Origin of the sequence: Dehalobacter sp. 12DCB1 (assembly GCF_004343605.1) — a bacterium.
In the GTDB taxonomy this organism is placed as follows: domain Bacteria; phylum Bacillota; class Desulfitobacteriia; order Desulfitobacteriales; family Syntrophobotulaceae; genus Dehalobacter.
On record NZ_POSF01000018.1, the window covers coordinates 114,341 to 140,891 of the forward strand.

General features: G+C 43.6%; 28 protein-coding genes. 3 read left to right on the forward strand and 25 right to left on the reverse strand.

From position 1 onward, the window contains the following. Positions 1 to 349 precede the first annotated feature (349 nt). The 8 genes from C1I38_RS11605 to C1I38_RS11640 all read right to left on the reverse strand — a co-directional run bounded on the left by C1I38_RS11605 (position 350) and on the right by C1I38_RS11640 (position 6,767). Positions 350 to 1,597 (reverse strand): NAD(P)/FAD-dependent oxidoreductase, encoded by a 1,248-nt coding sequence (locus tag C1I38_RS11605; RefSeq protein WP_119776487.1) that lies wholly within the window; start codon positions 1,595 to 1,597, stop codon positions 350 to 352. A gap of 127 nt (positions 1,598 to 1,724) precedes the next feature. Continuing rightward, positions 1,725 to 2,759 (reverse strand): 4Fe-4S dicluster domain-containing protein, encoded by a 1,035-nt coding sequence (locus tag C1I38_RS11610; protein ID WP_020490989.1) that lies wholly within the window; start codon positions 2,757 to 2,759, stop codon positions 1,725 to 1,727. A 2-nt stretch (positions 2,760 to 2,761) separates the two neighbouring features. Next, complete coding sequence (locus C1I38_RS11615; protein ID WP_020490990.1) at positions 2,762 to 3,469, reverse strand: FadR/GntR family transcriptional regulator; 708 nt, start codon at positions 3,467 to 3,469, stop codon at positions 2,762 to 2,764. Between the two features lie 70 nt (positions 3,470 to 3,539). Next, positions 3,540 to 4,298, reverse strand: coding sequence for a pseudouridine synthase (locus tag C1I38_RS11620; RefSeq protein WP_119776489.1), 759 nt, complete (start codon positions 4,296 to 4,298; stop codon positions 3,540 to 3,542). Positions 4,299 to 4,411: 113 nt separating this feature from the next. Further along, on the reverse strand, positions 4,412 to 4,951 hold the full coding sequence (locus C1I38_RS11625) for a spore maturation protein (RefSeq protein WP_020490992.1): 540 nt from the start codon (positions 4,949 to 4,951) through the stop codon (positions 4,412 to 4,414). After that, positions 4,951 to 5,529, reverse strand: a complete 579-nt coding sequence (locus tag C1I38_RS11630) for a nucleoside recognition domain-containing protein (RefSeq protein ID WP_020490993.1) — start codon at positions 5,527 to 5,529, stop codon at positions 4,951 to 4,953. Before C1I38_RS11630 ends, C1I38_RS11625 begins: the two co-directional genes overlap by 1 nt. A 115-nt stretch (positions 5,530 to 5,644) precedes the next feature. Next, positions 5,645 to 6,079, reverse strand: a complete 435-nt coding sequence (ytfJ, locus tag C1I38_RS11635; protein ID WP_119776490.1) for a GerW family sporulation protein — start codon at positions 6,077 to 6,079, stop codon at positions 5,645 to 5,647. Continuing rightward, positions 6,072 to 6,767, reverse strand: a complete 696-nt coding sequence (locus tag C1I38_RS11640; RefSeq protein ID WP_020490995.1) for a DUF2953 domain-containing protein — start codon at positions 6,765 to 6,767, stop codon at positions 6,072 to 6,074. Before C1I38_RS11640 ends, ytfJ begins: the two co-directional genes overlap by 8 nt. 255 nt (positions 6,768 to 7,022) lie before the next feature. On the opposite strand from C1I38_RS11640, the gene cls reads away from it, so the two are divergent. Continuing rightward, positions 7,023 to 8,480 (forward strand): cardiolipin synthase, encoded by a 1,458-nt coding sequence (cls, locus tag C1I38_RS11645; protein ID WP_119776531.1) that lies wholly within the window; start codon positions 7,023 to 7,025, stop codon positions 8,478 to 8,480. A gap of 43 nt (positions 8,481 to 8,523) precedes the next feature. Here cls and ybaK read toward each other — a convergent pair whose 3' ends face one another. The 7 genes from ybaK to C1I38_RS11680 form a co-directional block, all read right to left on the reverse strand. Next, a complete protein-coding gene (ybaK, locus tag C1I38_RS11650) occupies positions 8,524 to 9,000 on the reverse strand; it encodes a Cys-tRNA(Pro) deacylase (protein WP_119776492.1) in 477 nt (158 codons plus the stop codon). Positions 9,001 to 9,048: 48 nt separating this feature from the next. Next, positions 9,049 to 9,498, reverse strand: a complete 450-nt coding sequence (locus tag C1I38_RS11655) for a Fur family transcriptional regulator (RefSeq protein ID WP_020490998.1) — start codon at positions 9,496 to 9,498, stop codon at positions 9,049 to 9,051. Between the two features lie 282 nt (positions 9,499 to 9,780). Next, the gene (locus C1I38_RS11660) at positions 9,781 to 10,290 is read right to left on the reverse strand and encodes an HD domain-containing protein (RefSeq protein ID WP_020490999.1); all 510 of its coding nucleotides are present in this window, start codon (positions 10,288 to 10,290) and stop codon (positions 9,781 to 9,783) included. 176 nt (positions 10,291 to 10,466) lie between these two features. Then, complete coding sequence (locus C1I38_RS11665) at positions 10,467 to 11,312, reverse strand: DegV family protein (RefSeq protein ID WP_119776494.1); 846 nt, start codon at positions 11,310 to 11,312, stop codon at positions 10,467 to 10,469. Positions 11,313 to 11,330: 18 nt separating this feature from the next. Further along, the gene (locus tag C1I38_RS11670; protein ID WP_119776496.1) at positions 11,331 to 11,552 is read right to left on the reverse strand and encodes a tautomerase family protein; all 222 of its coding nucleotides are present in this window, start codon (positions 11,550 to 11,552) and stop codon (positions 11,331 to 11,333) included. 161 nt (positions 11,553 to 11,713) lie between these two features. Next, positions 11,714 to 12,004, reverse strand: coding sequence for a DUF2007 domain-containing protein (locus C1I38_RS11675; RefSeq protein WP_119776497.1), 291 nt, complete (start codon positions 12,002 to 12,004; stop codon positions 11,714 to 11,716). A gap of 96 nt (positions 12,005 to 12,100) precedes the next feature. Next, on the reverse strand, positions 12,101 to 12,838 hold the full coding sequence (locus C1I38_RS11680; protein WP_119776499.1) for an EcsC family protein: 738 nt from the start codon (positions 12,836 to 12,838) through the stop codon (positions 12,101 to 12,103). A 132-nt stretch (positions 12,839 to 12,970) separates the two neighbouring features. Between C1I38_RS11680 and C1I38_RS11685 the strand changes: the two genes are divergently transcribed. After that, entirely contained in the window at positions 12,971 to 14,527 is a 1,557-nt protein-coding gene (locus tag C1I38_RS11685) for an FAD-dependent oxidoreductase (RefSeq protein WP_119776501.1), read from the forward strand. A 28-nt stretch (positions 14,528 to 14,555) separates the two neighbouring features. Here the strand turns inward: C1I38_RS11685 and C1I38_RS11690 are convergent, their stop codons facing one another. The 10 genes from C1I38_RS11690 to nirJ1 all read right to left on the reverse strand — a co-directional run bounded on the left by C1I38_RS11690 (position 14,556) and on the right by nirJ1 (position 25,745). Then, positions 14,556 to 15,338 (reverse strand): inositol monophosphatase family protein, encoded by a 783-nt coding sequence (locus C1I38_RS11690; protein ID WP_119776502.1) that lies wholly within the window; start codon positions 15,336 to 15,338, stop codon positions 14,556 to 14,558. Positions 15,339 to 15,370: 32 nt separating this feature from the next. After that, positions 15,371 to 16,510 (reverse strand): GGDEF domain-containing protein, encoded by a 1,140-nt coding sequence (locus C1I38_RS11695; RefSeq protein ID WP_119776504.1) that lies wholly within the window; start codon positions 16,508 to 16,510, stop codon positions 15,371 to 15,373. Between the two features lie 20 nt (positions 16,511 to 16,530). Beyond that, the gene (locus tag C1I38_RS11700) at positions 16,531 to 17,175 is read right to left on the reverse strand and encodes a class II aldolase/adducin family protein (RefSeq protein ID WP_119776506.1); all 645 of its coding nucleotides are present in this window, start codon (positions 17,173 to 17,175) and stop codon (positions 16,531 to 16,533) included. 18 nt (positions 17,176 to 17,193) lie between these two features. Further along, the gene (locus C1I38_RS11705) at positions 17,194 to 18,222 is read right to left on the reverse strand and encodes a 3-deoxy-7-phosphoheptulonate synthase (protein WP_119776507.1); all 1,029 of its coding nucleotides are present in this window, start codon (positions 18,220 to 18,222) and stop codon (positions 17,194 to 17,196) included. 186 nt (positions 18,223 to 18,408) lie between these two features. Beyond that, complete coding sequence (locus tag C1I38_RS11710; protein WP_119776509.1) at positions 18,409 to 19,578, reverse strand: Ger(x)C family spore germination protein; 1,170 nt, start codon at positions 19,576 to 19,578, stop codon at positions 18,409 to 18,411. Continuing rightward, entirely contained in the window at positions 19,575 to 20,672 is a 1,098-nt protein-coding gene (locus C1I38_RS11715) for an endospore germination permease (RefSeq protein WP_348980855.1), read from the reverse strand. Before C1I38_RS11715 ends, C1I38_RS11710 begins: the two co-directional genes overlap by 4 nt. After that, entirely contained in the window at positions 20,669 to 22,327 is a 1,659-nt protein-coding gene (locus C1I38_RS11720; protein WP_131929725.1) for a spore germination protein, read from the reverse strand. The genes C1I38_RS11715 and C1I38_RS11720 overlap by 4 nt, the downstream gene beginning before the upstream one ends. Positions 22,328 to 22,515: 188 nt before the next feature. Next, positions 22,516 to 23,508: an Lrp/AsnC family transcriptional regulator gene (locus C1I38_RS11725; RefSeq protein WP_131929727.1), complete on the reverse strand. Its 993-nt coding sequence runs from the start codon at positions 23,506 to 23,508 to the stop codon at positions 22,516 to 22,518. Next, complete coding sequence (gene nirJ2, locus C1I38_RS11730) at positions 23,509 to 24,510, reverse strand: putative heme d1 biosynthesis radical SAM protein NirJ2 (protein ID WP_131929729.1); 1,002 nt, start codon at positions 24,508 to 24,510, stop codon at positions 23,509 to 23,511. 44 nt (positions 24,511 to 24,554) lie between these two features. Beyond that, positions 24,555 to 25,745 carry a putative heme d1 biosynthesis radical SAM protein NirJ1 gene (nirJ1, locus tag C1I38_RS11735; RefSeq protein WP_131929731.1) on the reverse strand — a complete coding sequence of 397 codons (1,191 nt, stop codon included), beginning with the start codon at positions 25,743 to 25,745 and terminating at the stop codon, positions 24,555 to 24,557. Positions 25,746 to 26,032: 287 nt separating this feature from the next. Here nirJ1 and C1I38_RS11740 point away from each other — a divergent pair, with 287 nt between their 5' ends. Beyond that, a complete protein-coding gene (locus C1I38_RS11740; RefSeq protein ID WP_207668622.1) occupies positions 26,033 to 26,533 on the forward strand; it encodes a hypothetical protein in 501 nt (166 codons plus the stop codon). Positions 26,534 to 26,551: the final 18 nt, after the last annotated feature.

The window sequence follows — 26,551 nt, forward strand, 5'->3', positions numbered from 1 at the left end:
TCCCAAGCAATCCTGTACCTTCGCCCATATTCCACCTGCGCGGTTACTGTGGCGTGAAGACCTTCTAACAGGAAGTCGCTGATAAGCTTACATGAAAGGCGTTTGCTGAACTGCTCCTCAAATGCGCTAGATAACGAGCTGCATTCTGGCATACAATCCCGCTTAAATGATCTTATGATTGGTCTGGGGGCCACAGTTCCGCTGTGAGCGGAGCACGATGCGAAGCGCGGCTTTTTGCGCCATGGAGGGCGCAATAGCCGAAAAGCGGTATTGTGGCCCCCAGACCTACCGAGTGGCATAGCCGTCCGCCATAATCTTGTCGCTCCTGGCTTCTATGGCTCATTCGCCATTAGCTCATCCTGGCCGTCGCTTTTCCGGCTTTGTAGCCAGTTGAGAAAGCTGCCTGGAGGTTGTAGCCACCGGTTACGCCGTCGATATCGATGACCTCTCCGGCAAAATACAACCCTTTAACCAAACGGGATTCCATCGTAGCTGGATTAATTTGCTTGGCATCAACACCCCCGGAGGTAACAATTGCTGTCGCCATACCGAGCGTCGCCGTTATATGAAGTACCAGCTCCTGAAATAACCGGCCCAATCTTCTTCTCTCTTCTTTGGTCACCTTATTAACGACCTTCTCAGGGTCAACCTCCGATAACGCGACCATTACAGGAATCATACTCTGCGGAAGAAGATCGTCCAGAGCGTTCTTAAACTGCTTGTTGCCATACTTCAGAAAATCCCTCTGCAGCCTTAAATCTATCTGTTCAGAAGTAAGGGCGGGCTTTAGGTCGATTTTCAGTTCAACCTTCTGTTTTTGGTCCAAAGCCTTGGAAGCAATCCTGCTTAAGGTTAGAATAATCGGACCGGATACACCAAAATGCGTAAACAGCATCTCCCCAAATTCTTCTCCCTGCTTTTTCCCGTCAACCCAGATTGAGGCAGCCGTATTCTTCAGCGTCAGTCCCTGAAGTTCTTTGGGCCATTTTTCAAGGGTTTTGAGTGGAACAAGTGCAGGAAGCGGCTTAATGATCCGGTGTCCGGCATTTTCTGCCAGTGTATACCCGTCACCGGTTGATCCTGTTCCAGGGTAGGATGCTCCTCCCGTAGCAACGATCACAGCATCTGCCTGAATTACTTCACCGGAGACAGCCAGCTGAACACCGGTTACTTTCCCTTCTTCGATCATGATTTTTTGGACAGCCTGGTTAAGCCTTATTTTTACACGTGTTCGTTTCAAATATTTTTTTAAAGCCTCAACGATTACCTCGGAATCATCGGCTGTTGGAAAAACTCTTCCACCTCTTTCTACTTTTGTTTCAACACCATAGTCTTGGAAAAAATAAACCAGCGCCTTATTGCTGAACTCTTTTAAGGAAGCATATAGAAATTTTCCATTTCCGGGATAAAAACTTACAAAATTACTGATATCCCCCGCATTGGTAAGGTTGCACCGACCTTTACCGGAGATCGCAATCTTACTGCCGAGTCTTGTCATCTTTTCAAGGAGTACCACCTCTGCCCCAACGAAAGCAGCCTGGCCCGCTGCCATCATGCCTGCAGCGCCACCGCCTATTACAACAACCTTTTTAACCACAATCCATTCTCCCTGCTTTCAAATATGTTGATCGCAAACCAACTACACTTGCTAAAATAACTTTTAGAGATTAGTCTCCGTAATATCTAGACAATTTCAAATGGAGTAGGATGCATAGCGCGGCTGTTTACCTACCTTCAATATTCGTGGAATGCGCTGCACAAGCAGCACATAGGCCTGAATCCGTATCGATGAAGATCTGTTTGCCGCACTCCCGACAATAATAGGAATTCGCTTCTCCGACGATAACCTTGCCGGCCAGAAACTTGAACGGAAACATCCGATATGCGAAGCTCAGAGCCCTGGAACCGCAGATGTCCACACAGCGACCGCATTGAACGCACTGGAGCGGTTCATAAATCAAAAGCATTTTATTTTCTTTCTGTTTCAGCGTGAGCGCCTGCTGAGGACATATTTTGGTACAAACGCCGCAGCCGTTACAATGATCGGTATATCTGATTGCCTGAAAAGGCACCTTTTTATTTGGTTTCTGTTTCAGTGTCTCTGCCAGCCATTGGCGGGTTCTCGGAATGGCATAGGATTCTTCTGCTTCGATAGCTGGAAACGCGGCCTTGACTCTATCTTTGCCAAATTCACGCAACCTGTTTTTCAACCCTTTTTTTGACCGGTTACGGGCAAAGCGTCCGGGATCATAATCCGATTTTGCTGCACCTTCTTCAGCGGAGAGAATTTCCAGCTTTAAACCGGGATGATCCGTCCATTGCTGACTGACCTCCAGATAGAAGCGCTTGCTAACCGCTGCAGCCTGTTTATCCTGGCAGTTGGAACAGTCCCCTGTAAGGATTCTGACCTGTTTAGATTCAGCCAAAAGCATTAAAACTGTCCAGGCATCTCTGTCCAGCATCCCGAGGCAGGCAATTTCATAACCGGCAGGCGCAGCCATTGGACAATTTAATACGCAATTTCCGTTTTCCAAAAGGTACTCTCCGAGGTTTTTCATGTCTCTGTCCACAAAACCGTCAGAGGGGCAAACGGCCATACAGACACCGCATTCCGTACAGTTTTCTATCGAAATCTCTTTCTTATCACCGATAGACTTGTGCGAACAGGCTTCAATACACAGCCTGCATTCCCGGGGATAGGGCTTCTTCTTGTTCAGACAGTTGTCAGGATGATACAGCATTTGATTGTATTTCTTCATGATTATTCGTATCCTTTGCGAAATTCATTTTCAATTCTTTCGAGATGACGAAGCATTCCGGCATGCGCTTCTTCAGGTAATTTTGCTTCGATCGCCTGATATATTTCCTTATGTTCCTGATAAAGAAGTTCCGACATGCTCTCTTTTTCAAAAGTACCTGCCCAATTCGTCTTCAATGTCTGGTGCATGATATCTGAAGTTACATGGAGCATGCGGATCAGCATCTTATTCTTCGTTCCTTTAGCTATAGCATCGTGAAAATCCCGGTCACAGGGATAGCCCTGCCAGCCTGCATTCAAACCCTTTCTGATCTCAGTAAGAGAACCCCTCATTGCGGAAAGATCCTGATATTCAGCCCTTTCCGCTGCCAGTGCGGCAGCCTGCGTCTCCAGGATTTTTCTTATCTCCATCATTTCATAAATGGTATCTTTTTCCAGAGAAAGCACCCATGGCAAAGGAGCAATAACAGACGCGATATTAATATGTTTGATATAGGTCCCCTCTCCGCTTCGGACTTCCAGCAAACCCATAATCTCCAAAGCACTGAGCGCTTCCCGGACAGACGCCCTGCTGACCTGCAGCCTCTCCGCAAGATCCCGTTCGGAAGGAAGCCTATCACCTGCTTTGATTTGTCCTTCAGCAACCAGCGTACTGATTTGATCAACTATTTCTTCGTAGATTCTTTTCGTTTTTGCTGGTTTCAGATTCATACTTTCTCCCCGCAATTATCAATATTTATTTCACATTGATTACCTATTACTTACAAATGATATAAAATGATTACCGTATACTTACCGCTTCCTTCAAAGCATTGACTTCAGAAGTCGTTAACAGTCGGTATTCTCCTGCCGTCATTTTTGGATCCAGCTGGAGCGGGCCAAAACAGATTCTGCGCAAGCGAAAGACGGGGTATCCGACCTGCTCAAGCATTCTCCTAACCTGCCTGTTCTTTCCCTCGTGAATGGCAAGCTCAATTTCAGTCTGGTTACCGTTTTTATCACGGGAAAGCTTCTTAATTTTCGCAGGAGAAGTCATCCCATCCTCGAGGCGTACACCCGACTCAAGCGTCCTGATTGCCTGATCAGAAATATTACCGGCGACTGAGGCCCGGTATACTTTTTCCACGCCAAAACTTGGATGCGTTAGCCGAAATGTCAGCTCCCCGTCATTGGTCAGAAGCAGAAGTCCCGAAGTGTCATAATCCAGTCTGCCAACCGGATAGACTCTTTCTTTAATATTCTGGCCAAGTAAATCAATGACTGTTTTCCTTTGATGGGGATCGGTAACACTTGTAATAACACCCGCAGGTTTATAAAGCATGACGTAGACAAGGTCTTCACTTGGTCCTGAAGAATACGTCTTAGCGCCGACTTTGATGACATCCTCAGGCGTTACCTTAAAACCCGGCTGCGTTATGGTCTGTCCATTCACTTTTACAAGTCCCTGACTGATTAGAATTTCAGCATGACGCCGAGAAGCGATGCCCAAACGAGCCATCGCCTTTTGCAAACGTTCAGATTGGTATCCGGAACAATCCATCAAAAAAACCACCATTAATGAAATATCTCTCAACTGATTTTAGCAAAAAAAACACAGAAAGCAAACCTGGGGGATCAAGGCATGTATTTGTCCCCGACTGCACCAGCAGACCCTTAGCCAAAGACCCTGCTGACAATCCAAATTGAAGCAATCAATCCGACTGCATCAGCGAGCAGTCCGACTTTTAAAGCATATCTGTGTTTTTTGATGCCGACTGAACCAAAATAGACGGCAAGCACAAAAAAAGTGGTATCCGTACTTCCCTGAAGCGTGGAAGCAAGCCTACCGATAAACGAATCAGGTCCGTATTGATGGATCAGTTCGGTTGCAACACCAAGGGCCCCTGAACCACTCAGCGGACGCATGACGGCTAAAGGAACAATGCCTAACAAATCGGGATTCCATCCCATGGCTAAAAAAAGAGGTCGAAGAAGGTTTATTAGCAGATCCAGGGCGCCAGAATCCACAAACACTTTAATGGAAACCAACATCCCAATTAAAAACGGAATAATTTTGACGGCAGTTTTAAAGCCATTCTCCGCCCCCTCAACGAATGTTTCATAGACAGGGACTTTATGGAAGTAACCATAAAGCGGCACAAAAAATAAAATAAATGGGATAGCCCATCTGGCAAGCTCGGAAATGATGGTCATCATCCGTTCCTCTTTCTAAAAAGAACATCGGCAATGATGGCTGAGGCCATGGCACACCCTGTGGCAAAAACCGTCGTTCCAATGATTTCAACCGGATTGGCCGAGCCGGCTTTCATTCTGACAGCAATGATTGTAGCCGGAATAATCGTGATACAGGATGTGTTTAACGCAAGAAATGTAATCATCGCAGGACTAGCTGTTTCCTGATCCAGGTTTTCTTTCTGCAGCTCCTGCATGGCCTTCAAGCCAAACGGTGTTGCAGCATTACCCAGACCGAGAATATTTGCACAGAGATTCATGACTATAGGACCAAAAGCAGGACTGTCCGCCCGGAGAGACGGAAAAAGCTTTCTGATTACTGGGGCGCTTATTCTGGCCAGATGCCGGATGAGCCCTGCTTTTTCGGCAATATGCATGATGCCCAGCCAGAGGCTCATGACACCCATTAACTGGATTGCCACTCCTATCCCAAGTTCAGAAGCCTGAAGGGCCGACGCGGTGACCTGATCAATATTTCCATTCAGGGCAGCAACAATAATGCCGCTGATCAGCATAACCAGCCAGATCAAATTGACCATAACAGAAACCCCCTGCTTAAAATGTATGTTTTCAGCAGAGGGAATAGAAGATTAGAAGATTTCAAAAATATTTTGAGGCATCAAGAGCATACTGTTTGCCAACACATCTATTCGATCAACATCTCTCTTCATACCCATCTTCGCGGTGGAATCTTTTCCTATTAACCATATGGGAAAACTTATCCATCAGATTAGGCATTTCGTCAATGATGCGTTCTGCAATCATATTTCCTTCGACCGGAAGCAGTCGGACCTGATTCTGGTTTACAACCAGAAAGCCAACAGGTTTTACGGATACCCCGCCGCCGCTTCCTCCACCAAAAGGCATCTTGGAAGTGTTTTCATTTTTTTTCTCCTCCTCTTTTTCTCCCTCAGCGGAAGAGAATTCACTGCCGCCGGCTGCGAAACCGCAGGATACCCTGGAAACAGGTATAATCACAGAACCACTTGGTGTTTCGACCGGGTCTCCGATCACCGTGTTCACATTTATCATTTTTTGGATACTATCCATCGCTGTCTGCATGAGATTTTCAATTGGATGTTCATCCATAATTCCTAGTCCTCCTGTTTTTTAAGATCATTAATAGGAATTTATAACCTGTAAAAATAATATGGCTGCTTTTCAGATTTAATATGCAGCAAAGTTTGAATAAAAATATTTTTTCAGTAAAATTTGGAGTTACACGGTATGTAAAATCTTCTTGCTTTAGCGAGATATGCCTGTGTAGTCTTGCCGTAATAAATCCAAAGGTTGTCCAGCAGGCTCCCGTCAAGTAACCCGTCTCGGCAGCATCCCTGCAACCAAGCTCAAGATCAGCCTGCAGGCAATGAACTTTTATTTTGCGGTAAAAAGCCCGGATAATGTTAGAAAGACCTTGTTGCAACCGCCTGATACTTGCGGTGGAATAGCCATAATGACGAACAGCTTCCCGCAAAAAATGCTTTATCAGCCGGTAGCGTTTTCTAGTTGGGTCAGTATTCTTATTTGATTTTCTATGTAGACAGTCGTTTTGCTGTATATTTTCTATGCTATTCAGCAGAAAATAAAGAAAGCCACCCGAGACCATCTCCGCCGGAATGTTGATCTCCAGATTGGACCGAAACAACGCAGCTTGATAATGGATCTTCAGCACACTGCTAAAATTTTTGAAAGTGTAATCGATGACCAGATTGATTTTAAACAGTGCTAAAACCAGCACCCAAATCAAACAAGCTATGAGCAGTGCAAGAATCGTCATGACTTGCCTCCACTTAGGAATATTCATAGTACTATGTAAACTAATATCTGCATGTTCCCGCCGATTGAATTTTTGTATGTATACAAATTTTTCTCGGCGGTTTATAGCATTTTAGCGTTGACAAGTACTCGTCCTCTTATGGTATTCCCAGTATTTTAATGTTCTATGAAAATTTCACCATTTTACAAAATAATTGCCAGCTTTACATCTTTCTGATATAAAAGAATAAACAGATGTTTTGAGAGGAACGCTATGATGACACTATCCTTTACAGAACTCAGTTCCCACGTTGTTACCATTCTATATGGTATCAATATCTTACTGGCCTGTACCGTTATTTTTTTAGAAAGAAGAAATCCAACCTCCACCTTGGCCTGGATTCTTGTTTTATTTTTGTTCCCCGCCGGTGGAGCGATTCTATATTTTATGTTTTCTCAGAATCTGACACGCAAAAAAATGTTCCAGCTTGGAGCGGAGGAACATTTGAAATATGCTGCGCTTTTAAACAAAGAAATTGAAGATCTTCAGTCCGGAAGATTGACCTTTAATGACCCAGCGATGGAAAACTACAAAGATATGATCCTACTGCATCAGATTCAGAGCCAGGCACTCTTTTCCCAGGACAATAGCGTAGAAATATTTACAAACGGCAGAAAAAAATTCGAAGACCTTTTCCGCACGATCCTCGAAGCCAAAGACCATATTCACGTTCTGTATTTTATTATTAAAAGAGATTCGTTGGGGCTGCAATTAATTAAAATTCTGACAGTAAAAGCCCAAGAAGGAGTTCAAGTTAGGCTGCTAGTTGATTCTTTCGGTAACAAACTACGGAAAGATGATTTCCAGCCACTGATCGATGCCGGCGGAAGGGTTGAAAAATTTTTCCCTTCGTTTCTGAGTTATATTAACCTGAGACTCAATTACAGAAACCACCGTAAACTAGCGGTTATCGACGGTCAAATTGGTTATATTGGCGGCTTCAATGTCGGTAATGAATACATCAACCTCAAGAAAAAAATGGGTTATTGGCGTGATACTCACCTCAAAATAACAGGCACAGCCGTTCATAGTATGCAGACGAGATTCCTACTCGACTGGAAAGTTGCTTCAGGTGAAAAAATTAAGCATTCGACGAAGTATTACCCAGAACCAGCAATCATCGGGACAAGCGGTATTCAGATCGTCTCCTCGGGTCCGGATTCTCCCCATGAAGAAATCAAGCAGGGTTATATCAAAATGATCAACTCTGCTAAGAAATCCATTTATATTCACACGCCTTATTTTGTACCTGACTCCAGTATTCTCGAAGTTCTGAAAATTGCCGCACTGTCCGGTGTTGATGTAAAAATAATGATCCCAAACAAACCGGATCATATTTTTGTCTACTGGGCAACGTATTCCTTTGTCGGGGAACTGATTAAAGCAGGGGCCAAGATCTATATCTACAATAATGGTTTTCTACACTCGAAAACCATCGTGGTCGATAAAAAAATAGCCTCTGTCGGTACAGCGAATTTTGACATCAGAAGTTTCCGACTAAATTTCGAAGTTAATGCATTTATTTACGATGTCGGCATTTCCGAAAATCTCTGCAAAGTTTATGATGAAGATCTGCTCTTCTGTACCGAACTAACGCCCGAAAAATATGCGAAGCGCTCCAGTCTGATCAAGTTTAAGGAATCCATTTCTCGACTTCTGGCGCCGGTACTATAGCGAAGTATAAAGATATGTTCTTACTAGTAGCAAGCTGGCTGAACTAAACAAGGTCAGCCAGCTTGGCATCCGTCAGTTTGACGAGTTCTGCCGGATCGATTTTCACCTGCATCCCAATTTTTCCCGCACTAATCATGATGTAATCATATTCCGAGGCCATCTCCTCAAGATAGGTCGGAAAATCCTTTTTCATCCCGATTGGGGAACAGCCGCCGTGAATATAGCCCGTGAGCGGTAAAAGTTCTTTAGATTTAAGCATCTCTATATTTTTATCCCCGGCTGCCTCGGCTGCTTTTTTTAAATCCAGCTCGCAATTTCCAGGGATAACGAAAACATTGATTCCCGTTGTTTTTCCGGTTGTAACAAGCGTTTTAAATACCCGGTCCGGGTCATATCCCATCTTCCGAGCTACGGATATAGCGTCAATCAGTCCGTCATCCACTTCATACTTATAGACTTCATGCCGGATTTCTTTTGATTCGAGGGTCCTTATGACGTTTGTTTTTTGATTTACTGCCATTATTCCTCATCCATGCGTTATAATATCATCATTTATTGGCGTTAATGATTATTGATCACATTCGGTCTTTGCCAGACATTTTTCGCAATAACCATAAAATTTAACACGGTGGTCAATCACTTTAAATTTATTCTTCTTCAGAATGTTTTCTTCAATTGTTCCGAGCAAATCTTCCTCAACTTCTTTAATAGCCCCGCACTCCAGACAAATCAAATGATGGTGCCGGTGTTCCTCGTCATCTTTCACGATATCGTACCTACGGGATCCATCTTCAAAATCAACACCGTAAATCAGTCCCATCGCTTCCAATAGTGACAACGTCCTGTAGACGGTAGCAACACCAATTTCGGGGAATCTATTACGTACAAGTTCAAAAATTTCCTGACTGTTCAGGTGCTTTCCCCGGTTTTCCGTTACTACCTCAAAAACATACTGTCTTTGATTGGTAAATTTATAGCCTTTTTCCTTTAAGAGCTGGTTAAACTCTTTGACTACCATAAGAAAACACTCCGTTCTTTCTGTTCTATTCAGATTTTACCATATCTTTCAACAAAAACAACTGTGCGATCAGGCCTTTATTCAGCAGGGCTTTTTTTCTGTCCTAAAAACAAAAAACCGGTCAAAAAACCGGCTAACAATCTAAATCTGTGGTAGATTTCATAATTCGACAAATCTAGGGCGATTATTAGATTCTTACATATACTTTATTTTAAAATTTAATTTTATTTAGTTATTAAATATTTTTGAAGTTTTCTGTATGAATTTTTTAGTCTATTCGCGTTAAGCAGATTTTTGAACCAGATAAGGATACAGTTTCAGATATGCAAAGCTGTATACCCTCGTGGTGTATTCGGTAAGTGCCAGGCTTTTATCCGCAATTGTAGTTACCCAGGCTTCATAACTTCTTGGCAGTCCAACGGGGAACATATGATTGGAAATAATATCCTGTTCTTTTTTATTCAGTTCAAAGTATTTTTGCGCGTTTTTCACCGCAACCTTCGGATGATTGCGTGAATGCCGGTAGCTTTCCGCTAGCAAGTTCTTGTTTTTTCTTTTCTTAAATTTGTATAAGTAGAAATCGTGTAGAAGTGCTCCTCTGATCGTCGAAATGACATCAAGTCTGAACTTCATGGCAATCTTATAAGATAGATAAGCAACGTCCAGAGAGTGCTCAAAGACTGAGCCATGGTGATGCGGGATGACTCTCATTTTTTGGTATTCATCATGCTCGATAATGGGTCTGGCTACTGTAAGAAAATAATCATCATACTTTAATAATAATTTTTCCATGATTGCTCCTAACTTAGTTAACTAAAACTTATTATATTAGAAACAAATCATAGTTTCAAGGTTTTTTTACAATTTAATGGTGATTTTGTTATATTTCTTTAATATTATTTGGTACAACGTTATACTATTTTCAAGTAATTACAATTAAACATTTAGCATCAGAATTTTTAGCGTCTTTATTTTCTGATATAAATCACACCAATTGTCTTTTGGCCACAGTGACTGGAAATCACGCAGCCTGCATTAGTAATCAAAATTTCTTTATGTGGATAAATGTCCTGCAGCGCGTACTTCAAATAGATGGCTTCCTCTTCACTTCCCAGGGAATGGGTGATGAAAATTCGTTTTGAGTCTACAGAATCCCGCCTAGCATTCTCTATCAATTTATCTAAGGCCTTTTTCTTTTCCCCGCGGACTTTATCAACAACAAGCATTTTTCCATTTTCTACACCGATGGTCGGCCGGATCTTTAGGACACTCCCCATTAGATTCTGCAGAACATTGCACCTACCGCCTTTATAAAGGTATTCCAACGTATCGATGACAAAGCTCACGTGGACCTTAGCAACTAAATCCCGGATCTTTACCGAAACTTCTTCTGCCTGGAGCCCCTGCTGGGCATATTCAGCGGCTGTAATGACCAAAGCCCCTATGCCTGTAGACAGGTTTTGCGAATCAATTATCCAGATTCTTCCCTGCGGAAATTCCGAAGCAGCAAGGACAGCATTTTGGTAAGATGAGGACATCTGAGCAGAAATGGTGATCACAATAATATCCTGCTCCTGATCAAAACATCCCCGAAAACATTCTGCATATGCGTACGGTGTAGGAGCTGCAGTTTTCGGAAGCAACTTTTTTTCTTCAACGAGCTGAAAAAGCCTTGCCGGGATTAAGTCTACGCCATCCCGGTAAGTTTCTTCTCCAAAATCAACGTGCAGCGGAACAACATCAATATCATATTCTTGAAGTAATTCTGCTGAAAGGTCATTGGTACTGTCGGTTATGATCTTAACCTTCCGCATTCACACCACTCCTAAACATTAATAACCTGGCTTTTTATACAACAGGCTTTCTTTGGCCAGGATGTCGGTATTATAAACCTCTTCGGTCCATTTTTGTTTGGCTATTTCTTCAAAAGAAACTGAAATATTCTTATCGGGAATTCCCATTATTTCTGTCATTGCCTCGGCCATTTTGTCGGCTAAGGCTATTTTTTGTTCGTCACTTCGGCCGGGCCATAATTTTACAATGATATGCGGCATGATGAACTCCCCTTTGAAATAAATTTTATATAATTATCGATCATACTCTAAGTTATAACACAAATCTTAAAACTCGCATAGAATATTTGTTATTTTTTGGTGATACACTATTCTTTATCTTCGTTCGAGTATTCCGGCCCAAATATTCCTGGTCATTCCTATCACAATTTTAAATCGTCGAATGCCCGATCAGTTTCCGTGTTCATTGAATTCAGAAGTCCTTCCGCCTTTTCCTTCAGTTTTTCCGGGATATAGATTTCCACACCGAAATTGGTCATCCCCATATAGATCCGAAGATAGTCCCCAGCTTCATTATACTTTTTATAGAAGGGAATCCCTTCAGAATCAAGGATTGATCCAATAATATCCGCCTCAATTTCATTTGCAGCTTCAGTAATTAATATCCATCTTTCTAGTTCAACATTATCATCTTGTTCATTGGGTTCCTTCATTTGTATCCTTCCTTTCCAAAATAAATTTATATCGGTATATTTTTCATTATGATTAAATCAAATAGCGTAATCGGATTGAGTAACCCAATTTTTTAATCAGATCGTAGTATCTATCTTATCTTTTAATAATCTTAGACGGTAGCCATTCATAGCCGTATCGCCTAGTTCTCCGAGCAGTCGGTAATTCGCTACTGCACCGACGAAGGCCCCGATGACGGGTACCAGCTGTAAAAGCTTGGCAAGATCTATATAATCTCTGTATTCCTGCTGAAAAGTGCGCCAATCAACTGTTTCCATTGAAATCGGGTGCCTGTAAATGTATTCATCCCAGTCCGAAATTCTTTGAAAGACCTGCATCCGTTTCTCTCTACTGGAAAAAGCTAGCTGAAACAGGTGAAGGATATATAGTCTTTCCCTTAAATCTTTGACATCATATCCATAAATGCTTGCCATTTCAAATAAGAACTTAATCTTGATGCTTAAGAGCAGAGGAAAATCCGCAAGTCCAAGTAAAATACCGCCTGCTCCTGTGCCTGCCCCTTCCAGACTGGCCGTTTTTTTGTAGACACTGATTTTAGCCCAAGCAAGTCTGTCCCGTTCCTTCAGGTCAATATTTTTAAGCGCTTCCCTTGTCGTAAATTCAGATCCTGTCAAAACAGCTCTCACCATATTTTTGATCGCAGCTGTGATGATCTCATGGGCTTTGTCCGGAATCAGCCTGTTCGTTCTGTTCTGAATATTTTTTGCTACCCTGTCGGTCAGTGATGCGTTCCTGGTCATTTTCCTTTGCCATTTTTTCAATTCTGCGAGTACCTTCATATCATATGCTTCCACCGGCGTAACTCCTTCGTCGCTTATCTATAAAACTATTTTACTCGATTGCCGGATCATTGGATATTTTTATTTCATCTGCTAAAGATAATACTGTAAGATTTAAAAATTATTCACTTTCAGGAGGATAAACCGATGAAAAATTATTCAATAGATTTTCAAAGGATGCCTCAGTCTTACTGGATAACTTCGACACCTCGGACAGATTATCCAGCCCTGAATGAGGACATTGAAGCCGACATTGCCATCATCGGCGGTGGAATTGTAGGGATTACTTCGGCTTTTCTCTTAAAGAAGGAAGGTTATAAGGTTGCTGTCCTTGAGGCTGACCGAATTCTTCAGGGTACAACGGGCCATACGACCGCCAAAATTACTTCCCAGCATTCCTTAATCTATGCAAAAATGCAGAAAAAATTTGGGGAAGAAAAAGCCCTGCAGTATGCACAAGCCAATGAAACTGCTCTAAAATTTATTGCCGGCCTTGTCCAAGATAACAACATAGACTGTGATTTTTTACGGCAAAATGCCTATATTTTTACACAGCAGGATCGCTATATTCCGGAAATCATGGAAGAAGCCAAAATCGCTGAGAATTTCGGCATCAAAGCTTCTTTCCTGCGGGAAATTCCTCTCCCGCTCCCGATTAAAGGCGCTGTTCGTTTTGATGACCAGGCTCAGTTTCATCCGCGAAAATATTTGCTCGCACTCGCTAAGGAAATACCTAGAAAGGGAAGTCATATTTTTGAACAAACCAAAGCTGTTGACATTCAGCAAGGCACCCCATGTTTAGTGCTCACCGATAACGGGCCAAGAATTGCTGCATCAAAGGTGATTATTGCGTCTCATTACCCTTATTATGAGGCTATGGGTTTATTTTTCACGAGACTCTATCCCGAACGTTCTTATGCTTTAGGTGTCAGAATCAAAGGAGATTATCCCGGAGGCATGTATATTTCTGCTGAAGACCCGACCCGTTCCCTACGTTCTCAACACGACAAGAAAAACAATCTGGTAATTGTTGGCGGCGAACATCACAAGACAGGTCAGGGAGAAGATACCCGCAATCATTACCTAAAACTCAGAGATTTTGCCAGGCAGCTTTTTGAGGTTGAGGATATCCCATACTGGTGGTCCACACAGGATTATACAACGATGGATGAAATCCCTTATATCGGTAATCTCACATCCGATACACCTGATGTCTACGTCGCCACAGGGTTTGGCAAATGGGGAATGACCACAGGTACGGCCGCCGCTCTTATTTTCCGGGATCTGATCCTGAACGGCTACAGCCCCTGGATGGATATTTATTCCCCTTCCCGCTTTACACCGATCGCCTCAGCTAAAAATTTCGTCCAAGAAAACCTGAATGTTGCCAAACACCTGCTTTCTGGCAAACTATCATCCATCCCGGGCACAGCGGAAATCCTCAAAGGCGAAGGCAAAATCATTAAATATGACGGCCAACGAGCAGGTGCCTATCGTGACCGGCAAGGGGCCCTGCATATTGTCGACACAACCTGCACCCATCTCGGATGTGAATTGCAGTGGAATTCAGCTGAAACATCCTGGGACTGTCCCTGCCATGGATCCCGTTTTACCTATGAGGGTGAGATCATTGACAGTCCTGCGCAAAATAAATTAGAGCACATTCAGGAAGGCGAACAACAATCGTCTGGCCAGGAGTTTTAAGAGCCAAATATCTCTCGGCAAATCTCTGCTAGTCGACCAAAGATATTCCCTTAAAGATCTGGCCAACAATATTCTCATTCCCTGCAATCAGGGATATCCCTCTCTTTTTCTCCAGAAGCACAACTTTTCCGCCTGCTTCCTCGACAAGCAGAATGCCTGCGGCAACATCCCAGGGACTTAAGTTAAGTTCCCAATAACCATCAATAATACCTGCGGCCACATTGGCAAGGTCATAGGCGGCGGAGCCGATTCTGCGTATCCCTCTCGATCTGGGTACAAAGTATACGAAATAGTTCGTATTGTTATCCGGATTTTCAGACTGGTCGTACGGGAACCCGGTCGAAAGCAAACATTCCTTCAACCTGGATTTAGCGGCAACGGTTATTTTTTTGCCGTTTAAGCTGGCTCCCTGACCACGCACTGCTTCAAAAAGCAGATCCAGCATCGGCATATAAACAACGCCTAGCACCGTTTCTTTCCTGTATTGAAGTGCAACCGATACTGCAAAGACCGGCAGCCCCTGCGCGTAATTCGTCGTTCCATCCAGCGGATCAATAATCCATAAATACTCCGAAACATTATTCTGATGAACTCCGGATTCCTCGGACAAAATGCTGTGGGCGGGGTATTTGGCTTGAATCGCTTTCAGAAAATAGTTTTCCGAAAGCTTATCGACCTCCGTCACCAAATCTACTTCCGTGGACTTCGTTTCAATAAAAAGATTTTTTTTACGGAAATCTTTTTTCTGAAGATTACCAACTTCTCTGACCCAGGTTTTAACATCACTTAAAATATTTTCAAGGTCCGACATGTCTGCCTCCTATAATGGTCGAATGACCGTGTTTATTCAGAGAGCAATATTGATTTCATCAAGCTGATATCGTCGCTTTGTACATTGTTTTTACCCATCTCCTTGGCATTCAGCAATAGGGTGTCAACACGCTGCACGAAACTGTCTCTGCCTTCTTCCTTGCGCCAAGAATCTACTCCGAAACTGCAGGTTAGATGGCCGGAAGTGAAATCATAGTCTGATATTCTCTTTCTTATTCTTTCCGTTATTTCTACAGCCTCACCCTTATTGGTATTCGGTAGCAGAATAACGAATTCCTCTCCCCCCCAGCGGGCAAAGATATCTGTTTCTCTTATCATTCCTTTGACCAGGTCCGTAACCTCCGTCAGAACCTTATCCCCAGTTAAATGTCCAAAGCAATCATTAATTTTCTTAAAATAGTCAATGTCGAAGATCATAAGTGAAAGATCACAAGAATATCTTTTCGCATAGGAGATCCATTTATCAAGCTCATCATCAAATTTCAGCCTGTTATAGATCCCGGTTAAAGGATCTCTAATGGACAGTTGAATCAGATCTCTGCCGTTTAGGAAATGAATTCTTTTAAAAAGGTGAGTCCTAAATGAAGCGGTGCTGCTCAGGGCCGTAACTAATAAGATATAAAAAATTACTGCGGAAAAATCCGAAGCTTCCATTTGCTCCAAAAAATAGATCGAAGCAGCAAAAAAAGTGACCCCAGCAAATACGGAGACCATAATCATATTGATCCAACGGTTCGGGACTAAACAAACCGCTAAAATAATCGCGATAATACCAAAGGCTTGAATAAAGAAATCCGGAGATTCATATTGACAGAAGACAAAAATAAATACAACGGATGCCATTATTTCATAAAGCGTAACCCAGAAACACAACGTTGAATACTTTTTTATGGATTTCATTCTGAAATAAAATATACCTATCAGGACCAAATAGGTTGTTCTTACCAAAAATATCAATTGAAATGCTTTCAGGTTCTTCACAAAAAAGAAGTCCGGAATAATAAAGAGGAAATACAAGATTCCCAGAAAAAGTACGATTGGCCGGAGATACTTAAATAGAATAATAAACTCAGACGCTTCGTACTCCTTCTCTAATTTTTTATCTGCAAATTCGCCAAAACGGTTGATCCTGCCAGTTTGGTTTTTCTTCATTGTTTTCCCTCTTTTACTCTCTACTGTCCATAATTTTCCGTGATCCACTGGTGAAGCAAATTAGCCTGCACAGGAGAAATCAATTTGGGCTTACCAATACTGACTACGCAAAAAGCAATCTTCGCAGCCTCTTCGACAAGCTGTGCATTGGCCAGGGCTTTATCAAGCGTCGATCCTACCGTCAACTGACCATGATTGCTCAGCAATACGGCATTTAGCTTGCCTAGTGCCTGGATCGTAGCCCCAGCCAGCTCCTCGGAACCCATTGGGAAAAAAGGAGCTGTTTCAAGTTTTCCACCCAGCACCGCAGCCATTTCGGCCAGTACGAGCGGAAAAGGCTCCTCCACACAGGCCCAAGCTGTAGCATAACAAGAATGGGTATGACAAACGCCGCATACATCTGGTCTTTTCTGGTAGGCAAGACAATGCATTCCGCTTTCGATCGAAGGTTTTCGGCTGCCATCGATTACGATCCGCTCCGTATTCATCACAATAATGTCTTCCGGTTTGACCACAGAATAATCCATTCCACTTGGGGTTATACATACATAGCCTGTTTCAGGATCCCGTATACTGAAGTTTCCCATGGTCCGCATAATTAACCCGGACTGAAGGGCCTGTCCGGCAATATCAATAACCTGTTTTCTTTGTTCTTCCAAAAGCATGGTCTTTGACCCCCGAGCTTAAACATTTTCAGCTATTTTATAAATTAATTCTTCCGTTTTCTCCCATCCCAGACAGGCATCGGTAATGGACTTTCCATAGATATTCTCTCCGATCTCCTGCCTGCCTTCTACCAGATAGCTTTCAATCATTAGTCCCTTGATCATTTTATTCAGCAGCGGATCATAGGTTCTGCTCGTAAGGACTTCCCTGGCAATCCGAGGCTGTTCATAGAAGCGCTTCATCGAATTGGCATGGTTGGTATCCACAATGATTGTTGGATTGGCCAGTTGAAGTTTTTCATATTCGTAGGCGGCATAGATTAAATCTTCATAATGATAATTCGGAATATTTCTGCCGGACGAATCTACAGCGCCTCTTAGGATTGCATGGGCAAGCGGATTGCCGGATGTTTCTATTTCCCAGCCGTTATAGATAAAATGATGCCCTTGTTGGGCGGCATAAATCGAATTCAGCATAACTGTTATGTCTCCGCTCGTCGGGTTTTTCATGCCGACCGGTGTACATACCCCGCTGACGGTTAAGCGGTGCTGCTGGTTCTCCACAGAGCGCGCGCCAACTGCAATGTATCCTAAAACATCGAGAAGATACGTGTAGTTTTCCGGATAAAGCATTTCATCAGCTGCCGGCATATGAAATTCCGACAGGGCTCGGATATGGAGCTTACGAATTGCGATAATCCCCTCGCATAAATCAGGATCTTTGCTCGGGTCGGGCTGATGAACCATCCCTTTATAGCCTTCACCCGTAGTACGGGGCTTGTTGGTATAGATCCGCGGAATAATCAATATTCTTTCCTTGACTTTTTCCTGCACTACAGCGAGCTTTCCAATATATTCACATACCGAATCCTCATTATCTGCGGAACATGGCCCGATGATCAGAATAAACCGGTTATCCTTGTTTTCTAAAATATTGCTGATCTGCTCGTCCCTGGCCTGTTTTATTTTTTTTATATGTTCAGGTAAAGGTATCTGTTCAATAATTTCCTCGGCCGTTGGTATTTTTTTGATAAATTTCATATTCATTCTATATAATCTCCTCTTGTATCATCATTCACCGAGAATGCCGGTAAATCGGATAAGTCTGAATCGAACCGATCCTAGTGTGATAATATTGACTATCTATTAGGAATTATAGTACATTCTGCTCCTTTTTACATCCATTAATTTGCATAGAGATCTTCGAGGTCTTTTGAATACGCTAGAATGTTCCTAGTCCTTGAGATCAAAGGATTGCGTTAAGGCCCATTCCGTTACAACCTTTGCCTGAACTTCTACTTCGATCTCCGCTTGCCGGAAGGCCTTCCGCCAGTCAGTCTCAACTTCTTTCCAGGCTGACGGCTCATAACGGTGCAAGTGCTGCATTAAACCCAAAAAATCCGAGTCATATTCACGAGCTTTCGAAATGCTCTTTAACGCTTTCACTCGAACACTTTCTGCGGCTGCTGCTTCTATTTTGCTGACATCTTTTGTAGTGATTTGAAAATTAGCGGTTTCAGGAATCGCTCCGAGCGTTTGGATTGTTATTCGAAACACTGGTTTCCCATTCACCCATTTTGCTTTAATTTTATGCTTGGACGCCCCTACGTGGTAAGTGATCATCTGTGAGCCATATCCAAACTCAAATGGCATTATCCCGTCTTTTAAATCTTGCGTCAGAAACAAGTATCCTGTAGACTCATCCTTGTCCAGCCAGCCAATAAGTTTGTCACTTCGAAATACGCCAAAGCCTTCAATAAGTAGACTATTGCTTTGATTCCCATTATTCCATTTAATCTGCGGCAGCACCGGATCCCGGTCAGGGCTAAGGAGCCATTGACAAAATTCGAGAAGGGTAACCCCTCTTGAAACCCCCGTACGAAGCGCAATCTCCTCCTGTTTTTTTATCTGCTTAAAAAGATTCGATACAAGTACCGGCTTGGCCTGAAGAAAAGACCCAGCATTTCCTTTGGTCACAAATAACAATTGGTTGGGTCTGCTTTCAGGAAAACGCAGAAGGTTTTCCGCCACCTTGGCCGTCGCGGTCTTAGCCAAATTTTCCCCATAAATAGTAAATATTACATGGCTGCTGGTCTGCAAACGCGGCAGCTGTTTATTTAAATCCGTTATGCTTTCCATAAATGTTTTAGCTTCCCCTTTATACACTAGATCTGCAGATTTGCTGGAAGACGCACCACCGTCTGAATTACTGGAGCTTGGTGGACTAATGATTAACCATTGACCCACATACTTCTCCTGACCTTTTTCTGAGGAGTAATCGATTGCCCCGCCGGTCAGCATAGCCAAATCCTCAACCTCATTTCTGCTCCAACAGCCTGAAAGGGTAAGCAAACTCAACATCAAAAGAATCATCCGGGCATATCTTTTTGCTTTTGATATCACTGCATGCAGCCTCCTTTTTTCTTTCTGATTAATGTAATAGCAAGCAGCAGTAATGGCAGTACAACTTCAAATAACAAAGATATGGACGGCCAGTATTTTGCCAGGAATTCCAGCAGCGCCATGGTGTTAGGTACAAGGAACGTTGCCCCTGAGAATACGATGACCATCACTGAAGCGGCAATAAGTTTGGGGTGCTTTCTGCTGACTGACTGTCTGGCTGCAAGTATCGTTACATAAAAAAGCAAAGAGGATTTGACCATGATCCCGGTCAGCCATAACGGCAATACCAATAATTCTATACGTTGAATGTAATTCCCGTATTCAATTGTTTTGACAGTAAACCATATCGGGAAAATCATTTGATCGGCTACATCCGCCCCTAAGACAGTCAGTACAGCCAGCGATCCGAAAGTCAACAAAAGCATTGTGCTAATAACCGCGTAGGATGCCTTCTTCAGCGCTTCCTGAGGCTTGTTCATCAGAGGGATCAACATCAGCAATACGGCAATCTCGCCATACCATTGAACCGGTATCCATATATTCTGCATCACCGGACTGATCCCGTCTTCCAAAATAGGAAGCAGACTGCTTGGATCTGCTTTCGGAATCGCCAAAATACAGGCCATTAGATAAGCAAATACAAATAGAGGCAGGATGAATTGGTTCATCCGCGCAATCACTTCAATCCCTTTTTGCGCAGAATACCAGCAAATAAGTACAAATACCAAATTAATCGGAATGCCCGGCGTTCCAAATAAAGCGGATACGGTTAGAAATTCCGAAGTTTCCCTGACAACGAGGATATTCAGGACAGTAAAAAATAGGATATAGGAAACACCCAGCGCCTTGCCTCCGATTTTTCCTACAATGAGCGGCAGATATTCTGCTATTGTAAGTCCCGGAAACCGCTGTGCCAGCTTGGCCGAAATGATCAATACGCCAAAAGAAGATATCCCTGCTCCTAAGCTCACCAGCCAGGCATTTTGTTTGCCTGTTGTCGCAGTTAATCCAGGAATAAACAGGATTGCGGTTGAGGTCATCACAATAAACAGCAGCATCGCGGTTTGCGTACCAGATATTCGTTTCTTATCTATTTTTTATTCCCCCTCTTGAGTTTCTCCTTCAACTGATTAGCATTGCTGCGCAGAGGCTTCTTGTCTCCGAAGAACCTGGGTCGGGTAAACATCGCCCACCAGGGCACCCGGATAACGGTATCTTTCAGATCGCGCGGTGTCAGCGGCGCTATGGGCGATAAATACGGTACCCCAAAAGAACGCAGACTGCAAAGGTGGGTAAGCAGAATCATCAGACCAAAGATAATTCCCACAATTCCAAAAACGCTAGCCATGATAATTAAGCCAAAACGGATAATCCGAATACTGGTCCCGACATTGTAATCCGGGAATGTAAATGAAGCAATCGCTGTCAGACCGACAACTACCACTGAAGTCGGACTGACAATCCCGGCATCGACTGCGGCCTGCCCGATCACCAAACCTCCTACCGTACTGACTGCCTGGCCGACAGTCCTCGGCAATCGCACACCGGCCTCACGCAGAAGTTCAAAAACCAGTTCCATTAAAAATATTTCCACAGAAATGGGCAGCGGCAGATTTTCCCTGGCTCCAGCTACCGTGTTTAGAAGGGATATCGGAATAAGCGTCTGATTGATAGAAAACGCTGCAACTGTAATCGCAGGAACTAGCAAAGCGATATTGATTGCGATGAAACGGCCTATTCGTGCAAAAGAACCAAACAGCGCACTGTAATAATAATCCTCAGAGGCCTGTATCAATGCTATAAAAGTACACGGAACAATTAATACCGAGGGTGAATTGTCGACGATAATGGCAATTCTGCCTTCAAACAGCGAAGCTGCCGCCTTGTCCGGCCGTTCTGTATACTGTACAAGTGGAAACAGACTGATTGGCTCATCGGAAATAAATTCTTCAATATAGCTGCTGTCCAGAACGTTGTCGATCGTGATGTCTTCAATACGCGATTTAACTTCAGCTACAACCTTTTCGTTCGCTACTCCCTGAATGTAGCAAATATTAACCTTCGTTTTAGACAACGTTCCGACTGTCATGTTCTCGGCCTTCAGACGGCTGGTCCGGATCCTGCGTCTCAAAAGACTTAAGTTTGTTCCGATATTTTCCACGAAACCATCCCTAGGCCCGCGAATGTTTGGTTCGGTCGTCGGCTCATTGATCTGTCTGATGTTATAGCCCTGGACAGAAGCTTTAATGCCAATCGGGTACCCGTCTATAATCAGGACGAGATTGTCCTCCAGCACAGCGTCTGCTGCTTCGGAGACCAGAGACAACGTATCGGCTTTGTAATTCGTCAGCAGATGTTGAAGGATGATGCCGGGTATGTCACCGGTGTCTGTTCCGAGACTCGTATCCGTACTAATCTCTGTGTTCGTCCTGGGATCTTTTTTTATTTGAGAATCCTTTTCCCTTGAAGAAACCTCCAGCATGATCGGTTTTAAAATGGCATCGTTAATAATCTCCGGCTTACACAGGCTGTCTGAGTAGACAATAAACGCTTTGATTTTTTTTGTAAAATGCAGCTGAAATTCTCTGAAAGAAATATCCGAACATTTTTCAAAAATCTGCTGCAGGGCTTGCCGGTTATGCTCAATTACGCTTGACAGAGGCTTCCCGGCTTGGGATCGTTCATCAAGCAGAGGTTTTTCCTTCGCTATGTTTTTACTAAGTATTTTAGTGATAAGCTGGTTAAACACCCTGGCATCTACCGTCCAAATTTAAGTATTCTATCCTGATTAGTTTGGCTATTAATACGATTTTTACTCTGATCCAAAGATAGATACCAGCAGGCAATCTCCGAATAACAGATAAATCAATAAAACATAAGAAACGAGGGCTCAACAGAACTTAAGTCCTGCTGCGCCCTCGCCAAAAATCCGTTATTTTACTCTTCTTCCCTGAAATATTCCATGCTTGTTTTTTTCAATTCAGCATGACTGAACAGCATCTCATACTGTTGTAAGCCTGTAACCTTAGAAATTCTCTCCATTGTTTTCCTACACTCCGAAGGTGAATGCCCATGGATCATCGTAAATAGATTATACGGCCAATCCGGAAGTTCAGGTCGTTGGTAGCAATGGCTTACTTCCTTAAAGGCGGCCATGATGTGACCGGTTTCTTCAATCTGCGCTTCCGGAACAACCCATACCCCCATCGCATTTGAAGTAAATCCTGCCTTCCGGTGGTACAGAATGGCGCCAAAACGTCGTAGCACCCCGTCACGCTTATAGTCCTGAATTTTTGCCCGGATACTTCCTTCTGACCATCCCAATCTAGCAGCTGTCTCAGAGAAAGGACAAAGCGACGGAGCCAAATCACCCTGCAAAATCCGGATTAAAACCTTATCCTCCTCCCCGACCTGAAAAGCAGACCGTCCTTCCTGAGACGAATACCCGGTATTCGCCATGGGCAGCTTCTTTCCTGTACTCTTTTCCAGGTCAAACAGCACACCTATCTTGAACAACCGGATAGCGGGAAGGCTGTATACTTCGGGACTTCCCAAAATATGTATTGCCTGTTCCAAAATTTGCATCAACCCGTCCTGTGACCGGGATATGACTGTAAACCACATATTGTAACGATGATCCCGCAGATAATTATGTGTAACCCCAGGAACTTCCTGCAGAAAATCCGCAAGAACAGATATTTTTTCTTCCGGGACCTTTGCCGCGCAAAGTGTGCTGAAATACCCTAAACGGCGAGAATCAAAGACTCCGCCTATCCGCCGGATCATTCCTTTCTGCCGGAACTGGTTAACCCGCTGCCATGTTTCTTCTTCGTTTAGCCCCAGCATTTCTCCCAAAACCTGATAAGGACGTTCCTCAACCGGGAAGGCCGCCTGGATTCTGGTCAGCAAAATCCGGTCCTTTGTCTCCATTTAGCAACTGACCCCCTTGCGTCCGTGGTATAAACACCAGGGCTCTTCAGCCATGTAGTCACCGTTTTCATAAAAAGCAGCACGAGCCCGGCAGCCTCCGCAGACTTTTTTATACCCGCAGCTACCGCACCCTCCTTTATACGCCAGCGTGCGCAGTTCTTGCAAAATCGAATTGCTGCGCCATATTTCATCAAAAGGTGTTTTCCGGACATCACCGAGAGGCAGATTCAAATATGCACAGGGCTGCACCTGCCCCTTCGGGCTGATAATACAATATGCTGTTCCGGCCAGACAGCCGCGGCTGAACCGAGTGTTTACCCCCATCTGTTTGGCAATTCGCATAAACTGCGGTGCACAGGTTGGTTTCAGTTCAATATCAACGGTTTGCTGCTTCTTCATGATCCTGGTCAGCACTTCTTCGTAAGCTTCCGCCCTTAAAGACTCTTCTTCTATAGACACTGCGCGGCCTGTCGGCACCAGAAAGAAAAAATGATGTGCCACTGCTCCCTCCCGAACCGCAAAATCCGTAAGTGTTTCCAGTTCATGTGCATTCCAGTCCATCACTGTTGTATGCACCTGGAAAGGGAGCCCCACCGCCTTGCAATTGCGCATACCTTGCACAGCCTGGTTCCAGGCTCCGGGATAGCGGCGGAAATCATCCTGCTTTTTTGGATCCATTGAATCAAGGGAGATTCCCATCCCCATGGCGCCGGCTTTTTTAAGCTTTGCGGCAAGATCTTCCGTCAACAAAGAACCATTGGTTCCGAAGACAGGCCGTAAACCAAGCTCTTTGGCATAGGCGACTAGTTCAACAATATCTGGGCGCATGAGTGGTTCACCGCCGCTAAAGATCATTATCTTAAACCCTGCTTTGGCGATTTGTTCCAGCAGTGTCCTGGCCTCAGCCGTGTTGAGTTCCTCCTCGGCCCGGCATCCGGCATCGCGGTAACAGTGATCACAATACATGTTGCAGGCATTTGTCGTATTCCAAGAGACAATCATATTTTTCTTCCTTTCCTAGTCCCGAGGTTAACAAGGCATAAACCTCAATTATTAATCGTCGTTTTTTTTCCAATCTCTTCGTCAGTCAAGTAACAGGCTGGATCAGATTCCCAAAAATCACCTGTCACAGCCTCTGCTCTGGTACGGAAATTACCGTTACAGAAATCCAAATACCGGCACTCGGCGCATCGCCCTTTGAGAAGCAATTTACGGTCTTTCAAACCTGCCAGCACTGGTTGGCTCAAGTCAGTCCAGATATCTCCAAATTTTCTTTCCCGGACATTACCAAACGAGATATGCTGCGTAAACTGGTCCGGATGTACATACCCTGAAGGATCAACCTCTCCGAACGCAATCCCGGAACGGTTACCGCCATTGCAGCCTATGAGTGTCTTTATTTTCTCCGCTCTGGCCGGATCTTCACATAAAGCCCGCAAATAGAGATAAACACCATCGGCGTGGTTATCAACTGTCAGGATTTCCTTGTGCAGTCCGCGTTTTTCAAAGTCTCTTGTTCTGCGGATAATAGTATCGAGCGCCTGTCTCGACTCTTCGGGAGTAATATCGTCAGTAACCATTTGCTTACCCCGTCCAGAGTATACTAAATGATAAAAACAAACACGGTCAATTTTTTCTGCTTCAATAAAATCAAAGATACGATCCAGTTCCTCATAATTATGACGGTTAATCGTAAAGCGAAGACCAACGCGCTGACCCGCCTCCACACAGTTCCGAATCCCTCTCATAGCAGCCGCAAAAGCCCCTTCTCTGCCCCTAAACTTGTCATTCACGGCTCTCAGACCGTCAAGAGATACCCCAACATAACCTACGCCGATTTCTTTGATGCGCCGAGCAGCTTCCGGTGTTATCAACGTACCGTTCGTAGATAAAGTTGGTCTGATTCCTTTCTGAGCCGTATAGGCGGCAAGCTCGAAAAAATCTGGCCGCATCAAAGGCTCTCCACCTGAAAAAAGCAAAACAGGAACGTGAAATTCCGCTAAATCATCGATAAAACGCTTGGCTTCTTCCGTTGTCAGTTCTCCGTTATATTTTTGCGAATCTGAGTCCATGTAGCAATGGACGCACTGCAAATTGCAGGTTCGGGTCGAATTCCAGACAACCACCGGTCCTGAATCACCTGTTGCTCCGTTTCTGGTCCCATGGGCATGCTTACTATAGCGCAGGGAATCTCCAAAATATTCAGTATCAAATAACAGCTTCGTAACACTAATCATGTTTATTCCCCCAACTGTTTCAATTAAAATAAAACCTTTACTTATAAAAGGTACCACGGATCTTCCCTTTGATAATTCTCTGATAATTAATGCTTTTGGGACAATGAGGATGCTTAACTCTTCGTACAATTATACAGCATAAAATCAAAAATGGATAATGTAAGTTACACTAATATAATTTTAAGAATTAATGTCTATATTATCAGTAGGAACCTTTATTTTCAAAATAAATATAGGTCTACAAAATAATTAACGCCCTAAAAGGCAAAAAAGGAGAAATATCTTTTATGAAACAACAAAAAAAATCTCAGGCAAGAAAAAAGCTCCCCAGAAGTTCTATTTTCATGTATATTGCATCTGCTTTTATAGCTGTTATCGCTGTTGCACTTTTAGTCAATAATGTTTTGTATTTCAACAACACTATTTCGCAGTATACCACGCAAGGTTATCCATATGAAATGGTCGCCAAGGAATTAATTCCCGGTCAGCTGCTCCCCGGAATCTTCCAGCCGCTTAGCATTCTCGGCATTGCTGTAATTCTGTATGGTGCAGGTCTTATCAATCAAAAAATTACAGGATACTTCCGGTCATGTTCCAACAGTGAAACCGTGATCCATGCTGAACCCGCAATGGTAGATGCAAAAACGGTTAATACTGCAGACGAAGAAATCGTATCTAAGGACCAGGCTGAATCGTCTGTTGCAGTACCCGAGCAAATTGAATCTCAAATTGTGGAAGTACAAGACGACCAAGACAGCACCGACAGCAAGGACAACACGGATAAATAGAATCTCACACAAAAAAAT

Coding starts and splice junctions, on each gene's coding strand:
- C1I38_RS11620 (WP_119776489.1), bottom strand. CDS start 4,298: ATGGATTGTTCCGGATACCAATCTGAACGTTTGCAAAAGGCGATGGCT.
- C1I38_RS11705 (WP_119776507.1), bottom strand. CDS start 18,222: ATGAATATGAAATTTATCAAAAAAATACCAACGGCCGAGGAAATTATT.
- C1I38_RS11655 (WP_020490998.1), bottom strand. CDS start 9,498: ATGGTAGTCAAAGAGTTTAACCAGCTCTTAAAGGAAAAAGGCTATAAA.
- C1I38_RS11675 (WP_119776497.1), bottom strand. CDS start 12,004: ATGAAGGAACCCAATGAACAAGATGATAATGTTGAACTAGAAAGATGG.
- C1I38_RS11670 (WP_119776496.1), bottom strand. CDS start 11,552: ATGCCGCATATCATTGTAAAATTATGGCCCGGCCGAAGTGACGAACAA.
- C1I38_RS11725 (WP_131929727.1), bottom strand. CDS start 23,508: ATGGAGACAAAGGACCGGATTTTGCTGACCAGAATCCAGGCGGCCTTC.
- C1I38_RS11660 (WP_020490999.1), bottom strand. CDS start 10,290: ATGGAAAAATTATTATTAAAGTATGATGATTATTTTCTTACAGTAGCC.
- C1I38_RS11640 (WP_020490995.1), bottom strand. CDS start 6,767: ATGACGATTCTTGCACTGCTCATAGCTTGTTTGATTTGGGTGCTGGTT.
- C1I38_RS11690 (WP_119776502.1), bottom strand. CDS start 15,338: ATGTCGGACCTTGAAAATATTTTAAGTGATGTTAAAACCTGGGTCAGA.
- C1I38_RS11665 (WP_119776494.1), bottom strand. CDS start 11,312: ATGCGGAAGGTTAAGATCATAACCGACAGTACCAATGACCTTTCAGCA.
- C1I38_RS11685 (WP_119776501.1), top strand. CDS start 12,971: ATGAAAAATTATTCAATAGATTTTCAAAGGATGCCTCAGTCTTACTGG.
- C1I38_RS11615 (WP_020490990.1), bottom strand. CDS start 3,469: ATGAATCTGAAACCAGCAAAAACGAAAAGAATCTACGAAGAAATAGTT.
- nirJ1 (WP_131929731.1), bottom strand. CDS start 25,745: ATGATTAGTGTTACGAAGCTGTTATTTGATACTGAATATTTTGGAGAT.
- C1I38_RS11740 (WP_207668622.1), top strand. CDS start 26,033: ATGAAACAACAAAAAAAATCTCAGGCAAGAAAAAAGCTCCCCAGAAGT.
- C1I38_RS11625 (WP_020490992.1), bottom strand. CDS start 4,951: ATGACCATCATTTCCGAGCTTGCCAGATGGGCTATCCCATTTATTTTA.
- C1I38_RS11630 (WP_020490993.1), bottom strand. CDS start 5,529: ATGGTCAATTTGATCTGGCTGGTTATGCTGATCAGCGGCATTATTGTT.
- nirJ2 (WP_131929729.1), bottom strand. CDS start 24,510: ATGATTGTCTCTTGGAATACGACAAATGCCTGCAACATGTATTGTGAT.
- C1I38_RS11610 (WP_020490989.1), bottom strand. CDS start 2,759: ATGAAGAAATACAATCAAATGCTGTATCATCCTGACAACTGTCTGAAC.
- ytfJ (WP_119776490.1), bottom strand. CDS start 6,079: ATGGATGAACATCCAATTGAAAATCTCATGCAGACAGCGATGGATAGT.
- C1I38_RS11695 (WP_119776504.1), bottom strand. CDS start 16,510: ATGAAGAAAAACCAAACTGGCAGGATCAACCGTTTTGGCGAATTTGCA.
- cls (WP_119776531.1), top strand. CDS start 7,023: ATGACACTATCCTTTACAGAACTCAGTTCCCACGTTGTTACCATTCTA.
- C1I38_RS11700 (WP_119776506.1), bottom strand. CDS start 17,175: ATGCTTTTGGAAGAACAAAGAAAACAGGTTATTGATATTGCCGGACAG.
- ybaK (WP_119776492.1), bottom strand. CDS start 9,000: ATGGCAGTAAATCAAAAAACAAACGTCATAAGGACCCTCGAATCAAAA.